23 protein-coding genes are annotated in these 21460 nt (G+C 69.1%); 10 read left to right on the top strand and 13 right to left on the bottom strand.

Features of this window, described 5'->3' with window-relative positions; translation table 11 throughout:
* Window positions 1-49 precede the first annotated feature (49 nt).
* From ABFT43_RS01475 to groL, 11 genes are all read right to left on the bottom strand, one after another.
* Window positions 50-1138 carry an LLM class flavin-dependent oxidoreductase gene (locus ABFT43_RS01475; protein WP_347958636.1) on the bottom strand — a complete coding sequence of 363 codons (1089 nt, stop codon included), beginning with the start codon at window positions 1136-1138 and terminating at the stop codon, window positions 50-52.
* A gap of 61 nt (window positions 1139-1199) precedes the next feature.
* Window positions 1200-2015, bottom strand: a complete 816-nt coding sequence (locus tag ABFT43_RS01470; RefSeq protein ID WP_347958635.1) for a hypothetical protein — start codon at window positions 2013-2015, stop codon at window positions 1200-1202.
* Between the two features lie 69 nt (window positions 2016-2084).
* Complete coding sequence (gene ppk2, locus ABFT43_RS01465) at window positions 2085-3035, bottom strand: polyphosphate kinase 2 (protein WP_347958634.1); 951 nt, start codon at window positions 3033-3035, stop codon at window positions 2085-2087.
* Between the two features lie 121 nt (window positions 3036-3156).
* Entirely contained in the window at window positions 3157-3678 is a 522-nt protein-coding gene (locus ABFT43_RS01460; protein WP_347958633.1) for a DUF6764 family protein, read from the bottom strand.
* Between the two features lie 121 nt (window positions 3679-3799).
* Window positions 3800-4240: an SRPBCC family protein gene (locus ABFT43_RS01455; protein WP_347958632.1), complete on the bottom strand. Its 441-nt coding sequence runs from the start codon at window positions 4238-4240 to the stop codon at window positions 3800-3802.
* Between the two features lie 87 nt (window positions 4241-4327).
* Entirely contained in the window at window positions 4328-5005 is a 678-nt protein-coding gene (locus ABFT43_RS01450; protein ID WP_347958631.1) for a DUF4166 domain-containing protein, read from the bottom strand.
* 169 nt (window positions 5006-5174) lie between these two features.
* Complete coding sequence (locus ABFT43_RS01445) at window positions 5175-5780, bottom strand: TetR/AcrR family transcriptional regulator (protein WP_347958630.1); 606 nt, start codon at window positions 5778-5780, stop codon at window positions 5175-5177.
* A 71-nt stretch (window positions 5781-5851) separates the two neighbouring features.
* Window positions 5852-6664, bottom strand: coding sequence for a tyrosine-protein phosphatase (locus ABFT43_RS01440; protein WP_347958629.1), 813 nt, complete (start codon window positions 6662-6664; stop codon window positions 5852-5854).
* 56 nt (window positions 6665-6720) lie between these two features.
* Window positions 6721-7641 (bottom strand): MSMEG_6728 family protein, encoded by a 921-nt coding sequence (locus tag ABFT43_RS01435; RefSeq protein WP_347958628.1) that lies wholly within the window; start codon window positions 7639-7641, stop codon window positions 6721-6723.
* Window positions 7642-7670: 29 nt separating this feature from the next.
* Window positions 7671-8321: a DsbA family oxidoreductase gene (locus ABFT43_RS01430; protein ID WP_347958627.1), complete on the bottom strand. Its 651-nt coding sequence runs from the start codon at window positions 8319-8321 to the stop codon at window positions 7671-7673.
* Between the two features lie 151 nt (window positions 8322-8472).
* A complete protein-coding gene (gene groL / locus ABFT43_RS01425; protein ID WP_347958626.1) occupies window positions 8473-10098 on the bottom strand; it encodes a chaperonin GroEL in 1626 nt (541 codons plus the stop codon).
* A 249-nt stretch (window positions 10099-10347) separates the two neighbouring features.
* On the opposite strand from groL, the gene ABFT43_RS01420 reads away from it, so the two are divergent.
* The 7 genes from ABFT43_RS01420 to ABFT43_RS01390 all read left to right on the top strand — a co-directional run bounded on the left by ABFT43_RS01420 (window position 10348) and on the right by ABFT43_RS01390 (window position 16498).
* Window positions 10348-11250, top strand: coding sequence for a TIGR03621 family F420-dependent LLM class oxidoreductase (locus tag ABFT43_RS01420; RefSeq protein WP_347958625.1), 903 nt, complete (start codon window positions 10348-10350; stop codon window positions 11248-11250).
* Between the two features lie 125 nt (window positions 11251-11375).
* A complete protein-coding gene (locus ABFT43_RS01415; protein ID WP_347958624.1) occupies window positions 11376-12011 on the top strand; it encodes a DUF4178 domain-containing protein in 636 nt (211 codons plus the stop codon).
* Between the two features lie 22 nt (window positions 12012-12033).
* Window positions 12034-12606 (top strand): DUF2617 family protein, encoded by a 573-nt coding sequence (locus tag ABFT43_RS01410; RefSeq protein WP_347958623.1) that lies wholly within the window; start codon window positions 12034-12036, stop codon window positions 12604-12606.
* The gene (locus ABFT43_RS01405) at window positions 12603-13133 is read left to right on the top strand and encodes a DUF4247 domain-containing protein (RefSeq protein ID WP_347958622.1); all 531 of its coding nucleotides are present in this window, start codon (window positions 12603-12605) and stop codon (window positions 13131-13133) included. The genes ABFT43_RS01410 and ABFT43_RS01405 overlap by 4 nt, the downstream gene beginning before the upstream one ends.
* Window positions 13134-13211: 78 nt before the next feature.
* Entirely contained in the window at window positions 13212-13637 is a 426-nt protein-coding gene (locus tag ABFT43_RS01400; protein ID WP_347958621.1) for a DUF350 domain-containing protein, read from the top strand.
* A gap of 51 nt (window positions 13638-13688) precedes the next feature.
* Entirely contained in the window at window positions 13689-15269 is a 1581-nt protein-coding gene (locus ABFT43_RS01395) for a polyamine aminopropyltransferase (RefSeq protein ID WP_347958620.1), read from the top strand.
* Between the two features lie 38 nt (window positions 15270-15307).
* The gene (locus tag ABFT43_RS01390; protein ID WP_347958619.1) at window positions 15308-16498 is read left to right on the top strand and encodes a histidine kinase; all 1191 of its coding nucleotides are present in this window, start codon (window positions 15308-15310) and stop codon (window positions 16496-16498) included.
* A gap of 28 nt (window positions 16499-16526) precedes the next feature.
* Here ABFT43_RS01390 and ABFT43_RS01385 read toward each other — a convergent pair whose 3' ends face one another.
* Window positions 16527-17513, bottom strand: a complete 987-nt coding sequence (locus ABFT43_RS01385; RefSeq protein ID WP_347958618.1) for an inorganic phosphate transporter — start codon at window positions 17511-17513, stop codon at window positions 16527-16529.
* A gap of 7 nt (window positions 17514-17520) precedes the next feature.
* Window positions 17521-18138, bottom strand: coding sequence for a DUF47 domain-containing protein (locus tag ABFT43_RS01380; RefSeq protein ID WP_347958617.1), 618 nt, complete (start codon window positions 18136-18138; stop codon window positions 17521-17523).
* 262 nt (window positions 18139-18400) lie between these two features.
* On the opposite strand from ABFT43_RS01380, the gene ABFT43_RS01375 reads away from it, so the two are divergent.
* Genes ABFT43_RS01375 through ABFT43_RS01365 form a run of 3 tightly spaced genes read left to right on the top strand, consistent with a single transcriptional unit; the run spans window position 18401 to window position 21449 of the window.
* Entirely contained in the window at window positions 18401-19222 is an 822-nt protein-coding gene (locus ABFT43_RS01375; protein WP_347958616.1) for a LytR/AlgR family response regulator transcription factor, read from the top strand.
* 38 nt (window positions 19223-19260) lie between these two features.
* Window positions 19261-19650, top strand: coding sequence for a hypothetical protein (locus tag ABFT43_RS01370; RefSeq protein WP_347958615.1), 390 nt, complete (start codon window positions 19261-19263; stop codon window positions 19648-19650).
* Entirely contained in the window at window positions 19647-21449 is a 1803-nt protein-coding gene (locus tag ABFT43_RS01365) for a sodium/solute symporter (protein ID WP_347958614.1), read from the top strand. Before ABFT43_RS01370 ends, ABFT43_RS01365 begins: the two co-directional genes overlap by 4 nt.
* The last annotated feature ends 11 nt before the right edge of the window (window positions 21450-21460 follow it).

Below are 21460 nucleotides of genomic sequence, written 5' to 3'. Positions count from 1 at the left end.
AGCCGCGTCGGCACGGCTGCGCGCCGCCCGCCGCTCGACGAGCGGGCGGCTACCGCACGTGGATCCCCCGGCTCGCCAGCCGAGGCATGACCTCGGCGGCGAAGTACTCGAGTTCGCCGGCGTAGTCGACGAACGACATGGTGATGCCGGAGAATCCGGCGGCGGCGAACTTCGCGATCTCGTCGGCGACGTCATCGGGGGTACCGATCATCGGGCAGGTGCCGTGGCCGGCGGCGAACCGGCTGCGGAAGGTCGCGAGCATCTCCTTGGTGAACGACTGGGCATGCATGCCCTGCAATCGCATCAGGTTGTCGACGGCCTCCCAGTCGGCGTTCTCCTCGGCGTAGTAGTGCAGGAACTCCTGTGCCTCGGCGCGGCTGGGACGGCACACGACGTGCGTCGGTGAGATGACGCCGGCCCGGCGCCCCAGCGCCGTCGCGCTCGCCTGGATCGAGCGCACCACGTCGGCGCCCTCCTCCGGGCTGCCCACGATCGTGAACACCATGTCGGCGTTGCGGGCTGCGAAAGCCTTGCCCTGCGAACTGGATCCGGCGTTCAGGACCGGCACCCGTCCACCGGCGGGCTTCGGGGAGCCCTCGAGTCCCTTCAACGACCAGTACTTGCCGTCGTGGTCCCACCTGCCCTCCCGCGACCAGAGGTCGGTGACGATGTCGAACCACTCCTGGGCCATCTCGTAGCGCGCGTCGTGGTCGGTCGGCAACTCCGAGCCCATCGCCTCGTACTCCGGCTGGTTCCAGCCCGCGACCACATTGAGTCCCGCGCGGCCGGGCGCCACCTGGTCCATCGTCGCGATCTGTTTGGCGGTGACCACCGGATGGTTGAACGCGGTGTGAACGGTCGCGAACGCCCGCAACCGCTCGGTCGACGCCAGGATCGCGGTCGCCCACGGGATCGGTTCGAGCACGCTCTCGTGGAAGTTGGTCTCACCGCCGTAGCCGATCCACCGCGCGATCGGCAGCATGAAATCGATGCCCACGTCGTCGGCGATCCTCGCCAGACGCAGGTTGTCCTCCCACGACGCCGACCAGCGGTCCGGGATCTTCGTGACCGCGAGGCCGCCGGAGCAGTTCGCGGAGAACAACCCCAGGCGGAAGCGCTGCGGATCGGTGGTCGACATCGTTGTCTTCTTTCCTGTCAGGTGTTTCAGCGGTCGCGGCCGAGGGGCGGGATGTCGGGAACTAGCGGCGTCCGGCGGTGATGACCCGCCCGAGGGCGCCGATGACGAACATCGCCACACCCACTCCACCCACGACGACCGCGACGCGGGTGAGGTCGTCGTGGATGCCGTCGATGATGAGTTCGGCGACCTTGCGGCCGGACGATTCGGCGCCGGACACCTCCTGCTTGGCGCGGTCGGCGAAGAACAAACCGATCGCCCACGTCGACGCCCCGGCGATGACGACACCGAGGCCGAGCCACGCGAAGACGCTGCTGCGACGGTGCGCGATCAACAGTGCGGCGAGTGCCGCGATCACCGCGACCGCCGCCGAACCACGCGCGAGCAGGGAGATCTGCTCACCCACCTGCGCATAGCGCCCTGCTTCGAGACCCGAAGCGCCGTTGGTCAATTCGACGACGACCGGCCCGGAGATCGCGTTCGGGCCGGTCAGGCCGAGGGCTCGGTTGATCATCCCCGTGATGTCGAGCTGCATCACCGAGGTGTCGGTGCCCGGCGCGGGTTCGGTGAACAGGTACGCGTGTTGCTGACCGACGACGTCGGCGAAGTCGAGCCGGAACTGCTCGCTGTCGGTGTACTTCACCGCCAGCGGATGCACCAGCGGCGCCGCGATCGGGATGTCGGTGCGCGCGGCGGCCTGCGCGGCGATCTCGTCGGCCAGATAGTCCTTCACGTCCTGGTTCTCCGCCATCGGCGCGACCGTGGACACGAATCCCTCCTGGTCCACGATGCGCAGGTCCAGCCAGAGCGCCGGGACCGCGAGCACCGTCGCCGCCATGGCGACGAGGGTCAACAGAGCAGAGAGAAAGCTACGCACAGCCACGAGGCTACCGAGGCCGTGCGGGCGCTCCCGACTGCTCCCCGACCCCGCCTGCTCCCGGCCCGGTCACTCCCCGACGACGTCCCGGGCGCGACCGACGATGAGCGGGTCCGGGGTGCCCACGAAGGCGTGGTTCTTGCCCTCGTACTCGAACAGACTCAGCACGTGCCGCATCGCGTTGATGCGGGCGCGCTTCTTGTCGTTGGACTTCACGACCGTCCACGGTGCGTGGTCGGTGTCGGTCGCGGCGAACATCGCCTCCTTGGCCTCGGTGTAGGCGTCCCACTTGTCCAGCGACGCCAGATCCATCGGCGAGAGTTTCCACTGGCGCACCGGATCGATCTGCCGGATGGCGAACCGGGTGCGCTGTTCGAGCGGCGTCACCGAGAACCAGAACTTGACGAGGTTGATGCCGTCGTCGACGAGCATCTTCTCGAAGGCCGGGGTCTGCGCCAGGAACAGGCGGTACTGCTCCTCGGTGCAGAAACCCATCACCCGCTCCACGCCCGCCCGGTTGTACCAGGAGCGGTCGAAGAAGACCATCTCGCCACCGGCCGGGAGATGCTGCACGTAGCGCTGGTAGTACCACTCGGTGGCCTCGCGTTCGCTCGGCTTGCCCAGCGCGACCACGCGCGCACCGCGCGGGTTGAGGTGTTCGTTGAACCGCTTGATGGTGCCGCCCTTGCCCGCGGCGTCGCGCCCCTCGAACACCAGCAGATGGCGCTGACCGGTTCTCTTCGACCACTTCTGCAGCTTGAGCAACTCGATCTGCAGACGCCGCTTGGTCACCTCGTACTCCCGGCGGCTCATCCGCTCGTCGTATGGGTAGTCCTCGCGCCAGGTGTCGACGACGTTCCGATGAGGGAGGGTCAGCAGGACCGGGTCGTCGTCATCGTCGTCGTTGACCACGAACTGCGTCGTGTCCCGGAGGTCGACGAGCTTCTGGAGCGCCTCGCGGCCGTTCAGCAGGCTGAAGTCCGGGCCGATGGTCGGATCTGCTTCGTGGAGATCGGTCACCTCGCCCACGATAGGACCGGGAGATGAACCACGCCCGACGCGCCGGCCGACGATTCCGGCGCGTCGGGCGTGTCCGTCTCAAAACGGCGGATGGACCGCCCCGATGTCGAGGAGGCGCCGATCAGTTCCGGAGGTCGACCGAACCCGAATGCAGGCAGGCCTTTCCGGTGGAGGAGTCCCATGCGGCCGCGAATCCGCCCGCGCACATCGCCCCGTCCGGCCCGGCGTAGGCCTGTCCGCCCCAGCCGCCGATCGACACCGCGGTGCCGCCCCTCCGCGCCTGCGCGATGGAGAGCGCCTTGGGGCCGGTGGTGATGGAGTAGGCCACCCCGCGGGTGTTGGCGCCCGCGAGGGCGGAGGAACCCGGCTGCAGGTTGTACGAGTGCGCGGCGCCGCCGTTGTCCGAGACCGAGATGGCGGTGCCGCCGGCGCTCAGATCCTCTGCGGTCGCGCGACTGCCCACCCCGGCCTTCGCACCGCACCCGCTCGGACCCACGACCCGCTCGACCTGGTGACCGTTGGCCACCGAACACTGCACGGCCGCCGACGCCGCACCCACACCGGTGAATCCGGCAAACGCGACACATCCGATGCCACCGGCTAGAAGCGCCAGTGCTCGCACCGCAAACTTATTGATTTTCAAGTGATTTGGCCTCCATCGTGCGATGCCCGGGCAGATGACGATCCCAGCGTACCCGCCATTTCGGGCGGGTACCCGGGAGATCGCGACGACCGGCGATGACCTCGTCACAACACCAGGCGGATCAGCCGGCCGCGCGCTTCTCCGCCTCGGCGGTGAGCCCCTTGCGAGCGGTGTCGACGGCCATCTTCTGCGCACGCTTCACGATCAGCCCGGGCAGTTTGATCTTGAGGTCGACGGTGAGCTCGAAGTGGACGTGCGCGCCGGAGTCGGTCGGGGTGACGGTGTACTTGCCGTGCTGTCGGCTGAGCTGATTGGACTCCAGCAGATCCCACTCGCAGGTGTTCTCGGTCCACTCGTAGGTGCAGGTCTGCTCATCGGAGATGCCGGCCGCGGTGACGACCATCCGGACCGTCTTGGGGGTGCCGTCCTCGTACTCGTCGAGGATCTCGGCCTCCTTGTGCGGGCCGGACCAGTCCGGAAGGGACTCGATGTCCATGAGGACCTCCATGACCACGGAGGCGGGAGCAGCGACGTCGAATTCGGTGTTCGCAGAGACAGCCATGGCGCTGAACCTACCGCCCGCCCCTCACGCCCACACAACGAACCGCCGCGATGGGAGAAAACCCCTGGACCGGCCGGGAGGGAAGCGTCAGCTCTCCCTCTCGACGAGGTTCACCGGCCACGCCTCGTCCGGGATGTCCTGCAGGGTGCACGCCTGGTCGACTGCGGTGAACCACCCGCGAAAATGCATGATCTCGCCGATCACCGGGTTGCGGACGGTCATGTCGCAGCGGAACCGCTCCCGCCGCTCGTCCCAGCCCTCGATGTACTTCATCTGCGCGGTGAACAGCCCCTTCATCCCGATCTGCGGCCCCTTGCCGAGCCAGCGCATCGGGCCGCTCTCGAGCAGCAGTTCACCGGACGGCGTCACCGATGGCTCGATCGGGTAGAGGAACTCCGGGCCGTCCCCGAAGTAGTCGACGAGACCGGTCCGCCCGGCCACGAGGAGCGAGTTCAGCTTGCGCGCGCCGGTCGTGTACTGGAACGTGCGCAGCACGGCCAGCGACTCGCGTCCGAGCTCGTCGCAGTAGCAGTAGTAGCCCTGCGTGAACGGGACCATGCGGCTCGACTTCGAGGGCAGCGCGTTGCGCTTGGCGTAGTGCCATAGCGCCGGCGGCGGCAGCACCGACGAGACGTACACCGACTCGTAGATGCCCTGACAAATCTGCGCGACCCCGGAGGTGGAGTCGATGCCGTAGCGCCAGGCGACGTTCGGATGAAGGCGGTCGAAGTCGGAGCCCAGCGCCTGCCGGAAAACCGGCGTCATCCGCTCACCCCTCCCCGGATCTCGGCTGTGCGTCGTTCTCCACAGCGCCGGTGTGACCCACGCGACGCCAACGTGAACCTACTACGCGTGCGCCGAGTGTCCAATGCGCGCCCGGGGGCACTGCTCATCCGTCCGCCCGGACGAGCCCGTCAGGAGGTCTGCGCCGCGCTCACTGCCGCTGGACGGCGGCGTCGCACAGGGTGGCCAGTTCGTCGATGACGCGGTCGAGGGGCTCGACGCTGCGCTGGGTCTGGCAGATCGCGACCGCGCCCTCGATCGCGGCGATGACCAGGTTCGCGAGGGAGTCGGCCCGCTTGCTGTCGACGCCGTCGACGACGAGTCGCGCGGTGACGAGGTCCGTCCAGCGGCGGAGGATCTCGGCTGCGGCGTCGGCGACCTCGGGTTCCTCGCGCCGCGCGAGTCCGCCGGCGATCACCGGGCACCCGAACTGGTAGTCGGTGTTGACCAGCATCTTGCGCCAGACACCGCCGATCTCGCGCACGGTCTCGGCCGGGGTCAGGGTGGCGCGGCGGGACAGTCGCTCGGAGATGAAGTCGCCCGCGTACCGGACGGCCTCGGTCATCAGTTGCGTCTTGCCGCCGGGGAAGTGATGGTAGATCGAGCCGCGCGGGGCGGCGCTCGCGGCGATCACGTCGCCGATCGACGTCGCTGCGACACCGTCGCGGCCGATCAGGTCCGCCGCGTGGACGATCATCCGCTCGCGCGGTCCACGGTCATCCGATCCGGAGATGACGGACTCGATGTTGGTCACCATGACCTCCTCCTTCATCTCTCGACCTCAGGTTCTATGTAACCATACATAGAACGGCGGGTCGCGCCGGGAACTCAGGAGCCGAGGAGGAAGCGGTCGCGTAGCTTCGCCTGGTCGGACTCGCCGATCCCGAGGGCTTGCGCGAAATACGCCTCCATGCCGCCGAACCGCGAGGTCACCTCGGCGAACGCCGCATCGAGGTAGACCTCGTCGACGCCGAGTACCGGCACGAGCAGTTCCGGGTCGCCGCCGGCGGCGGCGAAACCGTCGAAGATCGGCTTCAGTGCCGGGACGAGTCGTTCGTTGGTGAGCAGGTAGTCGCGGTAGACGTCGTCCCGCCCCACCCCGACCAGGGTGAGGAACGCGGCCGCCGCCCAGCCCGTGCGGTCCTTGCCGGTCGTGCAGTGGAACAGCACCGGCGTCGGCACGTCGCCGAGCAGTCCGCGGAAGAGTTCCGCGTAGGCGGCGGTGCTGCTGGGCAGGGTGATCATCTCGCGGTAGGTGCCGGCGATCATCTCGCGCGCCTTGCCGCCCGAGAGCATCTCGCCGGCCATCGCGACCGTCTTCGGGTCGGAGAGGACGGCGCCGATGTTCGCCGGGATCGACATCTGCGCGTCGGCGAGCACATCGAGACCGATGTGCCTGGCGCCGGGCAGCGCGGGGTCGGGGATGGCCTCGCGTTCGTGGGCCGAGCGCAGGTCGAACAGGGTGCGCAGGCCGAGCCCCTCGAGGGCGGGGAGGTCGTCGACCGCCAAGGACGAGAAATCGGTGGATCTGAACAGCAGGCCGGACCGCACGACCCGGCCGTCGGCGGTCGGCCAGCCACCGAGGTCACGCAGATTGGGCAGGCTCGCGATGGGGCTGGGCGCACCGGGACTCACGCTCACGGGCCCCATCGTCCCAGATGGGCGCGCGATCTCGACATTCGCCCCGACCCGGGGTGTCACCGCGCTCGCAGGCGCACCGGGAACAGCGTTCTCGGATTCTGGAGCAGCGCGGGCGGTTCCACCCGGTCCCGGCCAACCTTCCCGACAAACCGGACCCGGCGCCGGTGTGGCACGAGAGCGGTTGCCCGACCGGAGAATTCGTAGTCGCCGACGATCTCGGCGAGTTCGAGGACGCCGGGATCGCCGGGGTCGACGACGCCGATCTCGTCGCCGACCGCCAGATCGGCGACGAAGGACGCGAGCACCCGCAGGTCCTTGCCCGGCCGCCGCCCGGGGGCGCGTTCCTTCAGCAGTGCGCGCAGCGCGTCGACGCCGCCGGCCGACGCGTCGACGTCGATACCCGATTCGGTTCCGACGCCGACGATCCCATACCGATGGAACTCGGCGTACCGGTCGGCCCCGGCGGGCCGGACGACCCACAGCGCCGGACCGTCGAGCCGGACCGGCCGCGAGTCCGTCGGTTCCGGCGACACCGGCGGTTCCGGCCAGTGATATGGCAGGTCTGCGGGGACATCGCCGAAGACGCCGGCATAGAAATCGGGGTCCTTGCGCAGCAGTGCGGACCGATGGCTGCGGTGCAGTCGTTCGTCGCCCAGCCACGGCGGCAGCAGACCGTCGGCGTCCAGGTCGGACTGCGTGCGTCCGACGACCTCCGGCGCGAACTCCGCGATCATCGACGCAGTGGTGTCGGCGCGTCCCTCACCGGTCCATACGTCGACGACGGAGAGCCCGTACGCGACGAGGGCGGGTGTGTGCCCGCGCCACATGGCGACCGCGGGATGACCGCTCCAGCCGTAGTCGAAGAGTTCGAGCGCCCGCAGGATCTGCAGGGTCTCCACGCGCTGTTTGCCCAGCCGCGCCGGATCGAGCACGGCCGCGGTCCGCGCGAGGTCGGGGTACGGCAGAAAGGTCTGCATCCGGTCGGAGTACCCGCTCGGCCGGGAAGTCAGTCGTCGCCTGCGCGAACCTTCTCCAGGACCCGGAGGAACGTCTCCGGCTCCTGCGCGCCCGACACGCCGTACCTGCCGTCGAAGACGTAGAAGGGGACGCCGGTGATGCCGTACGCCCGCGCCTGGTCGATGTCGGCGGCGACGGCATCGGCGTAGGTGCCGGACTCCAGCGCGTCGAGCACCTCCTCGCGGTCGAGACCGACCTCGGCGGCGAGGTCGGCGAGCTCGGCGGGGCGACCGACATGACGCCCCTGTTCGAAGTACGCGCGGAAGAGCCGTTCGGCGAGTTCGAGTTGCCTGCCGCGGTCCTTCGCGAGGTGCAACACCTCGTGTGCCCTGAGGGTCTTGGTGTGCTGGAGGTTCGCGAAGTCGTAGTCGAGGCCGACCTCTGCGGCGATGCCGCGGACGTGGGCGAGCATGCCCTCCACCTGCTCCGGCGCGAGCCCTTTGTGGCGCACCAGGAAGTCGACCTCGGACCCGGAGAAGTCGACGGGCGTGTCGGGGGCGAGCTCGTAGCTGCGGTAGGTGACGTGGACGTCGTCGCGGCCGTCGAAGCGCTCGAGGGCCTGCTCGAGGCGTCGCTTGCCGATGAAGCACCAGGGGCAGGCGATGTCGGACCACACGTCGACGCTGATGGGAGAGGGCATGACCTCATTCAACCGTGTCCCCGCGGCCGCGTTCCGGACGGCGGTGCCATACGGACAGCCTGCAGAACGACGAAACCGGCCCACTCCCGAAGGAGTGGGCCGGTCCGCTGAGAAAGTCAGAGCCTCGAGGCTCCGAGAGGAGGGGTCGGGCTCAGAAGCCCATGCCGCCCATCTCGTCGCCACCCGGCATGGCCGGGCCGGCGTTCTTCTCCGGCTTGTCGGCGACGACGGCCTCGGTGGTGAGGAACAGGGCCGCGATCGACGCAGCGTTCTGCAGCGCCGAGCGGGTGACCTTCACCGGGTCGTTGATGCCGGCGGCCAGCAGGTCCTCGTACTCACCGGTGGCGGCGTTGAGGCCGGTGCCGGTGGGCGAGTTCTTGACCTTGTCGGCGACGACGCCGGGCTCGAGGCCGGCGTTGACGGCGATCTGCTTGGCCGGGGCCGAGAGAGCGACGCGGACGATGTTGGCACCGGTGGCCTCGTCACCCTCGAGGTTCAGGGCGTCGATGGCCGACTCCGACTGCAGCAGGGCGACGCCGCCACCGGCGACGATGCCCTCCTCGACGGCAGCCTTGGCGTTGCGCACGGCGTCCTCGATGCGGTGCTTGCGCTCCTTGAGCTCGACCTCGGTGGCCGCACCCGCCTTGATGACCGCAACACCGCCGGCCAGCTTGGCCAGGCGCTCCTGCAGCTTCTCGCGGTCGTAGTCGGAGTCGCTGTTCTCGATCTCGGCACGGATCTGCGCGACGCGACCGGCGATGGCGTCCGGGTCACCGGCGCCCTCGACGATGGTGGTCTCGTCCTTCGTGACGACGACCTTGCGGGCGGTACCGAGCAGCTCGAGACCGGCGCCCTCGAGGGTCAGGCCGACCTCTTCGCTGATGACCTCGCCGCCGGTGAGGATGGCGATGTCGGCCAGCATGGCCTTGCGGCGGTCACCGAAGCCCGGGGCCTTGACGGCGACGGACTTGAAGGTGCCCTTGAGCTTGTTGACAACCAGGGTCGACAGGGCCTCGCCCTCGACATCCTCGGCGATGATGAGCAGCGGCTTGCCGGCCTGGATGACCTTCTCCAGCAGCGGCAGCAGGTCCTTGATGGTCGAGACCTTGCCCGAGACGAGCAGGATGTACGGGTCGTCGAGGACGGCTTCCTGGCGCTCGGCGTCGGTCACGAAGTAGCCCGAGATGTAGCCCTTGTCGAAGCGCATACCCTCGGTGAGCTCGAGCTGCAGGCCGAAGGTGTTGGACTCCTCGACCGTGATCACGCCTTCCTTGCCGACCTTGTCCATCGCCTCGGCGATGAGCTCGCCGATCGAGGAGTCGCCGGCCGAGATACCGGCGGTGGCAGCGATCTGCTCCTTGGTCTCGACCTCCTTGGCGCTCTTCAGGAGGGACTCGGTGACGGCCTCGACGGCCTTCTCGATGCCGCGCTTCAGACCCAGCGGGTTGGCGCCGGCAGCGACGTTGCGCAGACCCTCACGGACGAGAGCCTGTGCCAGGACGGTGGCGGTGGTGGTGCCGTCGCCTGCGACGTCGTCGGTCTTCTTGGCGACTTCCTTGACCAGCTCGGCGCCGATCTTCTCGTAGGGATCCTCCAGCTCGATCTCCTTGGCGATGGACACACCATCGTTGGTGATCGTGGGGGCGCCCCACTTCTTCTCCAGAACGACGTTGCGACCCTTGGGCCCCAACGTCACCTTGACAGCGTCGGCGAGGCTGTTGAGGCCCCGCTCGAGACCGCGGCGGGCCTCTTCGTCGAACGCGATTTGCTTGGCCATGGGTAAGTGATCCTCCGAAGGGGGGTGACACTAGGTTCGTATGGCCGGACTCGGTGCCCGCGACGGACGACCGGTGTGTCATCAGGAACCGATCTCACCGTCCCGACCTAGCACTCACGGCTCGCGAGTGCCAACGTCCGTTTTAGCACTCGCCCCTGGAGAGTGCAAGGCCGCTCCGGGGTCGCCGAGGGCCCGCGAGGGACCGTCGGACCCTGGCCGCAGGCTGTGACCGGCGCTACTTTCGGGGACATGTCACTTGCGTCCAGGGCATTCCGGTTCGGGGTCAACATGCTCGCGGTCGGCGACACCGAATCCTGGCGACGACGGGTGCGCTGGGTCGACGAACTCGGATACGACGTCGTGCTCGTCCCCGATCACCTCGGCGTCCCGAGCCCCTGGCCTGCGCTGGCGGTCGCGGCACAGATCAGCGACCGCCTGCGCGTGGGCCCGTTCGTCCTCAACGCCGCGTTCACCAATCCCGCCCTGCTGGCCCGTGACGTCGCGACCGTCGACCAGCTCTCCGACGGCCGGGTCGAGTTCGGGATCGGCACCGGTTACGCGCGCGCCGAGTTCGAGTCGGCCGGCATCGAGTATCTGCCGCCCGGACGCCGCGTCGATCATCTGGCCGACACCGTGCAGAAGACGATGTCGTTCCTGTCCGATCCCGACTTCACGCCGAGGCCGGTGCAGTCACGCATACCTCTTCTTCTGGGCGGCAACGGCGACCGTCTGCTGCGGATGGCCGCCGAACGCGCCGACATCGTCGGGTACACCGCCGCGAAGACCGGACGCGACGGCGCCCTGGCCCCGCTCACAGCGGCCGAGTTCGGCGATCGGGTCGCCTATGCGCGTGCCGCCGCCGGCTCCCGCGCCGACGTGGTCGAGTGGAACCTGCTGATACAGATCGTCGAGGTCACCGACGACCCGATCGCGGTGGCCGAGGAGCACATCGCCCGATGGGGACTGACGATCGGCCCGCAGGAGTTCTGCGACCTGCCGTCGGTCCTCATCGGCTCGGTGTCCGACCTGGCCGGGCGTCTCGTCGAACTCCGCGAGAACACCGGCATCGGTTACATCACGGTTCTCGAACCTGTCTGCGAGCAGTTCGCACCGGTCATCGCGAGGTTGCGGGAGATCGACGGGACACCGTGAGCCCGGCCCCGGACACGCCCGCGTCACACATCGGCAGCCGATCGCCTCGCGGTGACTCGTCTCGCAGGTCATTCATCTCGCCGACCCGGCTGACTGCTCCCGCCGACACGGATAACGTCGGTCCCGTGGAGTTCCTGCTGATCATAGTCGTGGCACTGCTCGCCATCATCGCGGTGGTCGTCATCTTCGATCACCTGGGCAAAAGGAAGGCACGGGAAGCCGAGGCGGAGGCCCTGCGCAACCGCACGTACCGGTCGGACGACCCGTTCTCGTCGGCCGACGACGACTCGGTCTACGGCGACCCACGGCAACTCAAGCCCGGCGACCTGGTGGAGCTGCGCGGCCAGACCTACGCGGTGCGCGGCACCCTGCGGCTGACCCAGGACGGCTACACCTGGACCGAGAACTTCCTCGACACCGGACTGGGCAGCCGGGCGTGGATCTCGGTGGAGGACGATCCCGATCTCGAGGTCGTACTCTGGCACGAGCTCCCGAACGTCACGGCGCAACCGGGTCCGGACACCGTCGAGGTCGACGGCCGCCGGTATCACTCCGACGAGGCGGGCAACGCCCGGTTCACCTCCGCCGGCACCACCGGCCTCGCGGCATCGGGCGTGATGGCCTACCACGACTACGAGTCCGGCGTCGACCGTCTGTCCTTCGAGGACTTCGGCAGCGGCTGGGAGTGTGCACGCGGCGAGCTCCTGTCGCGCGCCGACTACCGCATCTTCCCGTCCGATCCGTCACCCGAGATCCACTAGTCCACGAGGACCGGACAAACCCATGTCGAGACAACCCGGGGCACCCGAGATCTCCGGCGACCCCCTCACCCCCAGCCCGGTCACCGCCCTGTCCGTGATGTACGCCGACACCAGCGCCGCACGGCTGGGGTTCTCCCTCGACGCCCCGCTGCAGGACCCGCTCGCGGTCCGCGACGCCGAGATCGACGGCATCACCGTGTCGGTGAGGCTGCTCGGCACGAGCCACCAGGTGGTCGTCGACGACGGCGTGAGCCGGATCTGCGAGACCGTCGCCTGCCTGCCGGAGGTCACCTCCGCGGTGCCGGAGTCCTTCCAGCAGACCGGCTATCACTTCACGTCCCGGGTCGAGCAGGTCGCGCCGGATCGGTTCGCGCCCCTCGTCGAACAGCTCACCGAACTCGTGACCGAACAGTCCGCCGCGGGGTTCCCCTGTGTGCTCGGGGTCTTCCCGGGCGACCCGCACGCGGTGACCGCCATCGTCACCGAGGCATTGCCGGAGGAGATCTCGTGGCGGACATGGCACACCTACCCGAACGCGGGTGAGGTCGTGGTCACCGCAAGCCATCTCACGCGCGACCGGGTGGCGGGCTCATGAGTCGCCCGTCCTCGACGCCCGGCGATGACGCGCGGCGTCGTCTCAACCGGATCCGCAACATCATCATCGGCGTCATCGTGGTCATCACGATCTTCGCGCTGATCGGCGCGTGTGGCGCCCGCATCGTCCGGGAGGGCGGGCTCGGGGGCTCGGCGCGGGACTTCATCTCGCAGAACTACCAGCGCAACGCCGCCCTCGACGACGGGGACGTCGCCGCCTACCTCGCCGAGGGCACGCCGGCCGAGGTGGCCGAGGACATCCGCGACGCCGAGCGGCCCACCGATCAGCGGACCGGAGCGTCGGCGACGGGGAACATCGCCGGCGCCCAATTCCTGCAGTACCCCGACTATCTCGTCGCGTTGTTCCCGTACGCCGCCAACCAGACCCGCGTGATGCTCAGCAGGGACTACCGTTCGGGCTACAACCGCTATCACAGCTACATCGGCGGTTTCTGGGTTCCCACCCCCGGCTACTCCGGCAGCGGCAGCGGCAACCGCGGCGGTGGCAGCGGCGGAGGCGGCAAATGATCGCCACCGCCTGCACGACCACGACCACGACCACGACCACGACGTCCACCCACGACCACCGACCCCAGGGAGATGACGATGCTCGCTGACCTCGCCGAGAACGCCTACGCCGCAGGCGCTTACGCCGGTGTCGGCGTGGTCCTGATGATCGTGGCGTTCGCGATCCTCGACCTGCTCACCCCCGGGAAGCTGCGCCACCAGCTGTGGGCGGACCGCAACCGCAACGCGGGAATCCTCGTGGCCTCCAACCTCTTCGCGGTCGCAATCATCGTCACCGCGTCGATCGTCGCGAGCGAGGGCCGGTTGCCGGAAGGACTCACCTACACCGTCGTCTACTCGGCCATCGGCCTGGTGGTGATGGCGGTGACCTTCCTGGTCATCGACGCCCTCACCCCGGGCAGGCTCGGCGAACTCGTGGTCCACGAGGAGACCCATCCGGCCGTGTGGGTGCAGGCGGTCGCACATCTCGGGGTCGCGATCATCATCGCCGCCTCGATCCTGTGAATCCCCCGTCCCGACATCCTCGACCCACGTCCTGCCGATGACCTCCTCGTCATGAGCACCACCGACACCGTCGACGACGCGCCGCCGGACGATCCGGTGGTCGCCTGGCCCCGCCTGGCCCGATCGGCGCTGCTCGCAGTGGTGTTCGTCTGCGCTGCCTGCGGCCTCGTGTACGAGTTGGCGCTGGTCTCACTCGGCTCGTTCCTGATCGGCAACACCGCGACGCAGGCGTCGATCGTCCTGTCGGTGATGGTGTTCGCGATGGGTGTCGGGTCCCTAGCCGCGAAACCGCTGCAACCGCGGTCGGTCACGGCCTTCGCCGTCGTCGAGCTGGCCCTGGCACTCCTCGGCGGCCTGTCGGTGATGGCGCTCTATGCCGCGTTCGCCTATCTGGAGCTCTACACGCCCGCCCTGATCGCGGTGGCCTTCGTCCTCGGCCTGCTGATCGGCGCGGAGATCCCGTTGCTCATGGTGCTGCTGCAACGGATTCGGCGCCAGGAGGCCGGGGCCGCGGTGGCGGACATGTTCGCGGTGGACTACATCGGCGCGCTCGTCGGCGGCCTGTGTTTCCCGTTCCTGTTGCTGCCGTTGTTCGGTCAGCTCCGCGGCGCCCTGGTGGTCGGCCTGGTCAACGCCGCCGCCGGCTGCCTCCTGGTGTTCGTGATCTTCCGGAATGCGTTGCGCCGCGGTCACCTCGTGGCCCTGTCGGTGGCGTCGCTCGTGGTGGTGGCGGCTCTGATAGCCGCACTCGTGATGTCGAGCCGATTCGAGGTCACCGCCCGGCAGGCCCTCTACCGCGACCCGATCGTCGCATCCGCCCGCAGCGCTTACCAGGACATCGTGATCACCGAACGCGGCACCGGCGCCGGTCCCGACACCCGCCTGTACCTCAACGGCGACCTGCAGTTCTCCTCGATCGACGAACACCGCTACCACGAGGCACTGGTGCACCCTGCCATGGCCGGTGCCCACGCGTCGGTCCTGATCCTCGGCGGCGGGGACGGGTTGGCGTTGCGAGAGGTGTTGCGCTACCCCGACATCCGTGACGTCACCCTCGTCGAACTCGATCCGGAGATGATCCGGCTGGCCCGCACCGACGAGCGTCTGCAACGGCTCAACAAGGGATCGATGACCGATCCGCGCGCCGAGATCGTCACCGCCGACGCCTTCGGCTGGCTCCGGCACACCGACCGCCGGTTCGACGTGATCGTCGTCGACATGCCCGATCCCGACGACACGGCCACCGCGAAGCTGTACTCGACCGAGTTCTACGCGATGGTCCGCGCCCACCTCGCCGACGGCGGCCGGGTCGTGGTGCAGGCCGGGTCGCCGTATTTCGCCCCGAGGTCGTTCTGGTGCATCGCCTCCACCATGCGCGCCGCCGGACTCCCGGCCACGCCATACCACGTCGATGTTCCGGCGTTCGGGGACTGGGGTTTTCACCTGTCGAGCACGCGCGGGCCGGTCAGCCCCACCGTCGAACCGCCGGAACCGCTGCGATTCCTGAGCGCCGAACAACTCACCGCGGCCACGGTGTTCCCCCTCGATCGCCAACCGCTCGACCTGCCTCCGTCGACGCTGATGAACCCGCGCATCCTCCGCTACGCGCAGGGCGAATGGGCCACGTACTGACGCCGCGAACCGACTGCGACTCCCAGTAAGGTCGGATCATGACCGGCCAAGTCGCCATCGTCGGTGCCGTCCTCGCGCTGATCGTCGTCGTCGGCCTGATCGCCCTGATCCGGACCCGGCGGGTGGTCACCACGCCGACCGAACGCGCGGTGCACTCGACCCTGCACACCGCATCACTCGCGGCGCGTTCGCTGCGGACCGGGCTCTCCGAGGACTCGGCGCGCGAAGCCCTCCCCCATCTGCGCACCCTGACCTCGGCAGAGGCCGTCGCGCTCTTCGACGACGAGCCGCGCCATCTCGCCCACGAGCCGGGCGGAGACGAGATCTGGGATCCGGCCATGCTGCGCGAGGCGGAACAGGCCGCCGCGTCGGCCACCCGCGACCAGCGTCGGGTGCTGGTCGCCGACCCGCGCGGCGCGGACTCGCCGGTGCGGGCGCTCATCGCGCAGCCGCTCGTCGCCGGTGACGTCAACGTCGGCGTGCTCGTCGTGGCCACCACCCGACGCCCGAGCCCGGGCACGCTCGGCGCGGTCGCCGAGGTCGCGCGGTACGTGTCGAGCCAGATCGAACTGGCCGAACTCGACGCCTCGCGCGCCCGCCTCGATCGTGCCGAGGTGCTCGCGCTGCGCGCCCAGATCAGCCCGCACTTCATCTACAACGCGCTCAACACGATCGCGTCGTTCGTGCGCACCGACCCCGACCGCGCCCGCGAGCTCGTCCTCGACTTCGCCGACTTCACCCGCTACTCGTTCCGGGCCAGCGGCGAGTACACCGTCCTCGCCGACGAGCTGCGCAACATCGACCGCTACCTCACCCTCGAGCGGGCACGGTTCGGCGACTCGCTGGACGTGCGGCTGCACGTGGCCCCCGAGGTCCTCAACGTCGTGGTGCCGTTCCTCGCGCTGCAACCACTGGTGGAGAACGCGGTGCGGCACGGGCTGGCGTCGAAGGGCGGCGGGACCATCACGATCACCGCCGCCGACGAGGGCACCGACTGCGTGATCACCGTCGAGGACGACGGGGTCGGCATGGACCCCGAGCTGTTGCGCTCCGGCGCGATCGACGCGCTGGACCCCGGCGAGGGGGCGCACGTGGGACTCACCAACGTCGACCACCGGCTACGCGCGGCGTTCGGCAACGACTACGGCCTGGTCGTCGAAACCGGGATCGGTGCAGGCACGAAGGTCGGCATGCGGGTCCCGAAGTTCCGAGCTGGCATCCGCGCATGATCCGGTGCCGGTGAGCGGCTCGTGAGCGCTAGGTGAACAGCCTCGCCACCGCGAACGTCAACGCGGCGAACGCGGCGGCCGCGGGGAAGGTCGTCACCCAGGCGGCGACCATGTTGCCGGCCATGCCCCAGCGGACCGCGCTGGTGCGCTTGGTCGACCCCACGCCCATGATCGCCGACGAGATGACGTGCGTCGTCGAGATCGGGGCGCCCATGCCCAGCGACGCGACGTAGAGCACCGACGCCGCGGTCGCCTCGGCGGCGAAGCCCTGCGGCGGGTCGAGCTCGATGATCTTGCGACCGAGGGTGCGCATGATGCGCATGCCGCCGGTCGCGGTGCCCAGTGCCAGCACGATGGCCGTGACCAGGAAGCACCACAACGGTATGTGGTAATCGTCCTGGTAACCGGCGACGACGAGCGCGAGGACCACGATGCCCATGGTCTTCGCGGCGTCCTGCATGCCGTGACCGAATGCCATCATCGCCGCCGACACGGTCTGTGCGTGCCGGAAGCGGCGGCCCGTGACCGAGGGCGAGGCCTTGCGGAACAGCCACATGATGGTGATCATCGCGGCGGCGCCGAGCACGAAACCGGCGATCGGCGAGACCACCATCGGGATCAGGATCTTGTCGATGACACCGCCCCACAGGACGGTCACTCCGCCGACCAGGGCCGCACCGACCATGCCGCCGATCAGCGAATGCGACGACGACGAGGGCAGGCCGAACCACCAGGTGATGAGGTTCCAGGCGATGGCCCCGACGAGGGCGCATCCGACGAGCAGCAGGGCGTCGGGGCCGACCTTCAGGTCGATGATGCCGGAGCCGACGGTGCTGGCCACCTTCGCGCCGAAGAACGATCCGACGAGGTTTCCGACCGCGGCCATCGCCAGCGCCGCGCGCAGGGTGAGGGCGCGCGTCGACACCGAGGTCGCGATCGCATTGGCGGAGTCGTGGAAGCCGTTGGTGAACGTGAAGGCCATGGCGAGGCCGATCACCACGAGAAGCGCGAACACAGGGGTGTCACGACTCCTTGAGGACGATGGTCTCGACGATGTTGGCGACCTTCTCGAAGGAGTCGGCCGCATCCTCGAACTCGTCGGCGACGTCCTTGAGCTTCATGACCGTCAACGCGTCGAGGTGGCCGTCGAACAGGTAGGCCAGGAAGTTGCGGTAGACGTGGTCGGCGCGGTTCTCGAGGTCGTTGATCTCGATCCAGTACCGTTCGAGGTCCTTCATTCCGGCCAGCCGCGGCATCGCGTCCGCGGTCACGCTCGCGCAGGTGTCGAGGATCTCGACCATCTCGCGCAGGTGCCCCGGCAGCTCGGTGACGTTGTAGAGGGCCATCAAATGGGTCGCGGCCTCGATGTGGTCCATGACGTCGTCGAGGCTGGAGCCGAGGAGGTAGATGTCGGACCGGTCGAACGGGGTGATGAAGCTCGAGTTGACCGTGCGGAACATCTCGTGGGTGATGCGATCGCAGTCGTGCTCGAGCTCGACCATCCGCCGCGCGGTGGCCTCGATCTCGGGTTCGGGATCGAGGAGACCGGTGAGGGCCTTGGTCCCATCCGCCAGGCACCGGGCCGAGGACGTGAACAATCCGTAGAAGAGATCGTTCTTGGGTTTGAACCGGGAGAACACCGTGTCTTTCTTCCTAACTTCCGTCCAACGCGGCGGGGCGACGCCGTCCGGCGAGGTCCTCGTATGTCCGTCTGACGTCGGGATGGCCGTGGACAGCGTATCGAGAACCCGGAACGGCGCACCCATTGCCACCGCGTTTTTTCCCGATTTCTCCGTCCGCCGGAACCGACACCCCGCCGGCCGGAGGCCGCTTCGACAGGGGTCGCGCGGGGTACGATCCTGCTGTTCACCTGGGTCGCAGGGACACACAGGGAGGTGATGGATGTCCGCGCTGGCAGTCCTCGCGGTAGACGACGAGCCACCGGCCCTCGACGAACTCACCTATCTGCTGTCCCGCCAGGACGACGTCGGCGAGGTCCTCGCCGCGAGCGATGCGACCGATGCCCTGCGCGAACTCAACTCCCATCGGGTCGACGCGATCTTCCTCGACATCAACATGCCCGGGCTGTCGGGACTCGAGCTCGCGGGTGTGCTCGCCAAGTACGCGGACCCGCCGATGGTGGTGTTCGTGACCGCTCACGAGGACAAGGCGGTCGACGCCTTCGAGGTCGGCGCGGTCGACTATCTGCTCAAGCCGCTGCGCGAGGAACGCCTCACCCAGGCGCTGACCCGGGTGCGGTCCGGCCTCGAGGCGCGCCGCCGGCGTCAGGCGTCCGCGGCCGGGGCGCCGGCGGACCGGGCCGAACGCGCCGTGCCGTCGGACGACGTGATCCCGGTCGAGCTGAGCGGGGTGACCTCGCTGGTACGGCGTGACACGATCTCGTGGGTCGAGGCGGTCGGCGACTACGCCCGGCTCCATGCCGAATCCGGCGCCCACCTGGTGCGCATCCCGTTGTCGACGCTCGAATCACGATGGCAGGACAAGGGTTTCGCCCGCGTCCACCGCTCCTACCTGGTGGCGCTGCCGATGGTGACCGGGCTGCGGACCTCCGGCAACCAGACGGTGGTCGCGGTCCGCGCCAACGGGGAGTCGGCGGCGGTGGAGCTACCGGTCAGCCGGCGCCAGCTCCGCGAGCTCAAGGACCGCCTGATCCGGGACCCGCTGCGTCAGTACCGGTCCGCCCCTGCCCGCGACGACACCTGACCGGCCCCGGACACAAGAGACGCAGAGACGCAGAGACGATGTCGCAGAACCCGCCGCAACGCGAACGTGTCGTGCTCGCGCAGCGTCGCGGCGCCCGGATGGTGCGCACCCGCGTCGAGGTGCAGGAGCAGACCGAGATCGGTGACGCCCTCGTCCGGGGCCTGATGCGCGCCCAACTCGGACTCGCGCTGCGGCTGGGACTCGGGCTCCTGGTGGTCGTGGTCGCGATACCGATGCTGGCATTTGCATTCGACGAGGTCGCCGACGCCACGCTCTTCGGCCTCCGCATCGTGTGGCTCGCCCTCGGCCTCGCGGCTTTTCCCCTCATCTACCTGACGGGCCGGCTGTACGTGCGGCTCGCCGAGAACGCCGAACGCGACTTCATGAGCCTCGTCGACGACGGAGAGACCGAAGCGGGCGGCACGTGAACGGCGTCGACGTCCTGACCGCCCTCGCCCTGTTCGCCGCGGCCTTCGCGACGATCGCGGTCGGCGCGTGGGGAGGCCGGTTCTCCCGCACCACGTCGGACTTCCTGGTCGCCTCGCGCACCGTCGGACCGCGGTGGAACGCGGCGGCGGTCTCGGGCGAATACCTCTCGGCCGCATCGTTTCTCGGTGTCGCAGGGCTCATCGCGAAGTACGGCGCCGATGCGCTGTGGTATCCCGTCGGGTTCACCGCCGGTTACCTCGGCCTGCTGCTGTTCGTCGCCGCACCCCTACGTCGATCCGGTGCCTACACGGTGCCCGACTTCGCCGAGTTCCGGCTGTCGTCTGCCGCGGTCCGCAAGACGGCGATGGTCGTGGTCGTCGTCGTGTGCGTACTGTACCTGATCCCGCAGTTCCAGGGCGCCGGGCTGACGCTGAACATCCTGCTCGGTGCACCCGTCTGGGTGGGCGCGGTGGCGGTCGGCGCGATCGTCATCGTCAACGTGGTCGGCGGCGGCATGCGGTCGATCACCTTCGTGCAGGCGTTCCAGTACTGGCTCAAGCTGACCGCCATCGCGATCCCGACGCTGGTGCTGATCGGCGTGTTCGCGAGCGATCCCGCACCGGTCGGGGAGCCCGCACCACCGCGTGTCACGTCGCAGACCACCGTCGACGTCACCACCGACGTCGTCGTCATCGTGTCCCAACCGGAGGGGGTGCGGGTCACCGGGACCATCGACGGGAACGAGGTGCGCGAGACGGTGCCGACGGCCGGGCGGCACGTGATCGAGTCGGGGTCGGTGATCTCGCTCGACGCCGGGGCGGCCACGCCGGTCGTCGACGGCGCGCCGGTCGACGGGTCCGACTGGGTCGCGCCGGGCAGCGGATTCGGGGACCGCCACCCGCTGTTCCAGGTGCTGTCGCTGATCATCGCCACCTTCCTGGGGGTGATGGGCCTGCCGCACGTGCTGGTGCGCTTCTACACCAATCCCGACGGCCGTACGGCACGCCGGACCTCGCTCGCCGCGATCGCGCTGCTGTCGCTGTTCTATCTGTTCCCGGTGCTGCTCGGGGTGTTCGCGCGGCTGTACGTGCCCGAGCTGCTGATCACCGGCACATCGGATGCGGCGGTGCTGCTGCTGCCGAGCGCGGCGATCGGCGGGGTCGCCGGACGGCTGCTGGCGGCGCTGGTCGCGGCAGGCGCGATCGCCGCCTTCCTCGCGACGTCGTCGGGCCTGCTGGTCTCGGTGGCAGGCGCGCTGTCGACGGACGTGCTGCGGGGCCGGGTGCGGGACTTCCGGGTCGCCGCGCTCACCGGCGGCGGCATCTCGATCGCGCTGTCGCTGGCGGCCGGGTCGCTCGAGCTGTCGCGGACCGTCGGCCTCGTGTTCGCGGTCGCGGCGTCGACGCTGTGTCCGCTGCTGGTCCTCGGGATCTGGTGGCGGGGGCTGACCGCTGCCGGGGCGATCGCCGGGCTGGTCGTCGGCGGGGTGACATCGGGGACGGCGACGAGTCTCGCGATCGCCGACATCGTCGACGACTCCGTTCTCGACGGCTGGCTGTCGGTCGTGGTCGGTTACCCGGCGGCGGTCACCGTGCCACTGGCGTTCGGCACGATGATCGTCGTCAGTCTCGCGACGCGGCGCCGGCTCCCCGGCGATGTGGCCCGCACCTTCGCGCGGATGCACGTTCCCGAGCGGGTCGGCATGGGCCTCGACCGCCTTCCGGGACGACCCGGCATCGAGCCGGTGGTCGGGAAGGGCGGACCCGGCGAGCCCGATGAGCGTCGTCACGGCCGCTGACCGCTCACCGT

The sequence above is a fragment of the Gordonia aurantiaca genome, from assembly GCF_039939235.1.
Lineage (GTDB): Bacteria > Actinomycetota > Actinomycetes > Mycobacteriales > Mycobacteriaceae > Gordonia.
The sequence above is the reverse complement of the archived record's forward strand: the minus strand, read 5'-3'. Positions and strand labels throughout refer to the sequence as shown.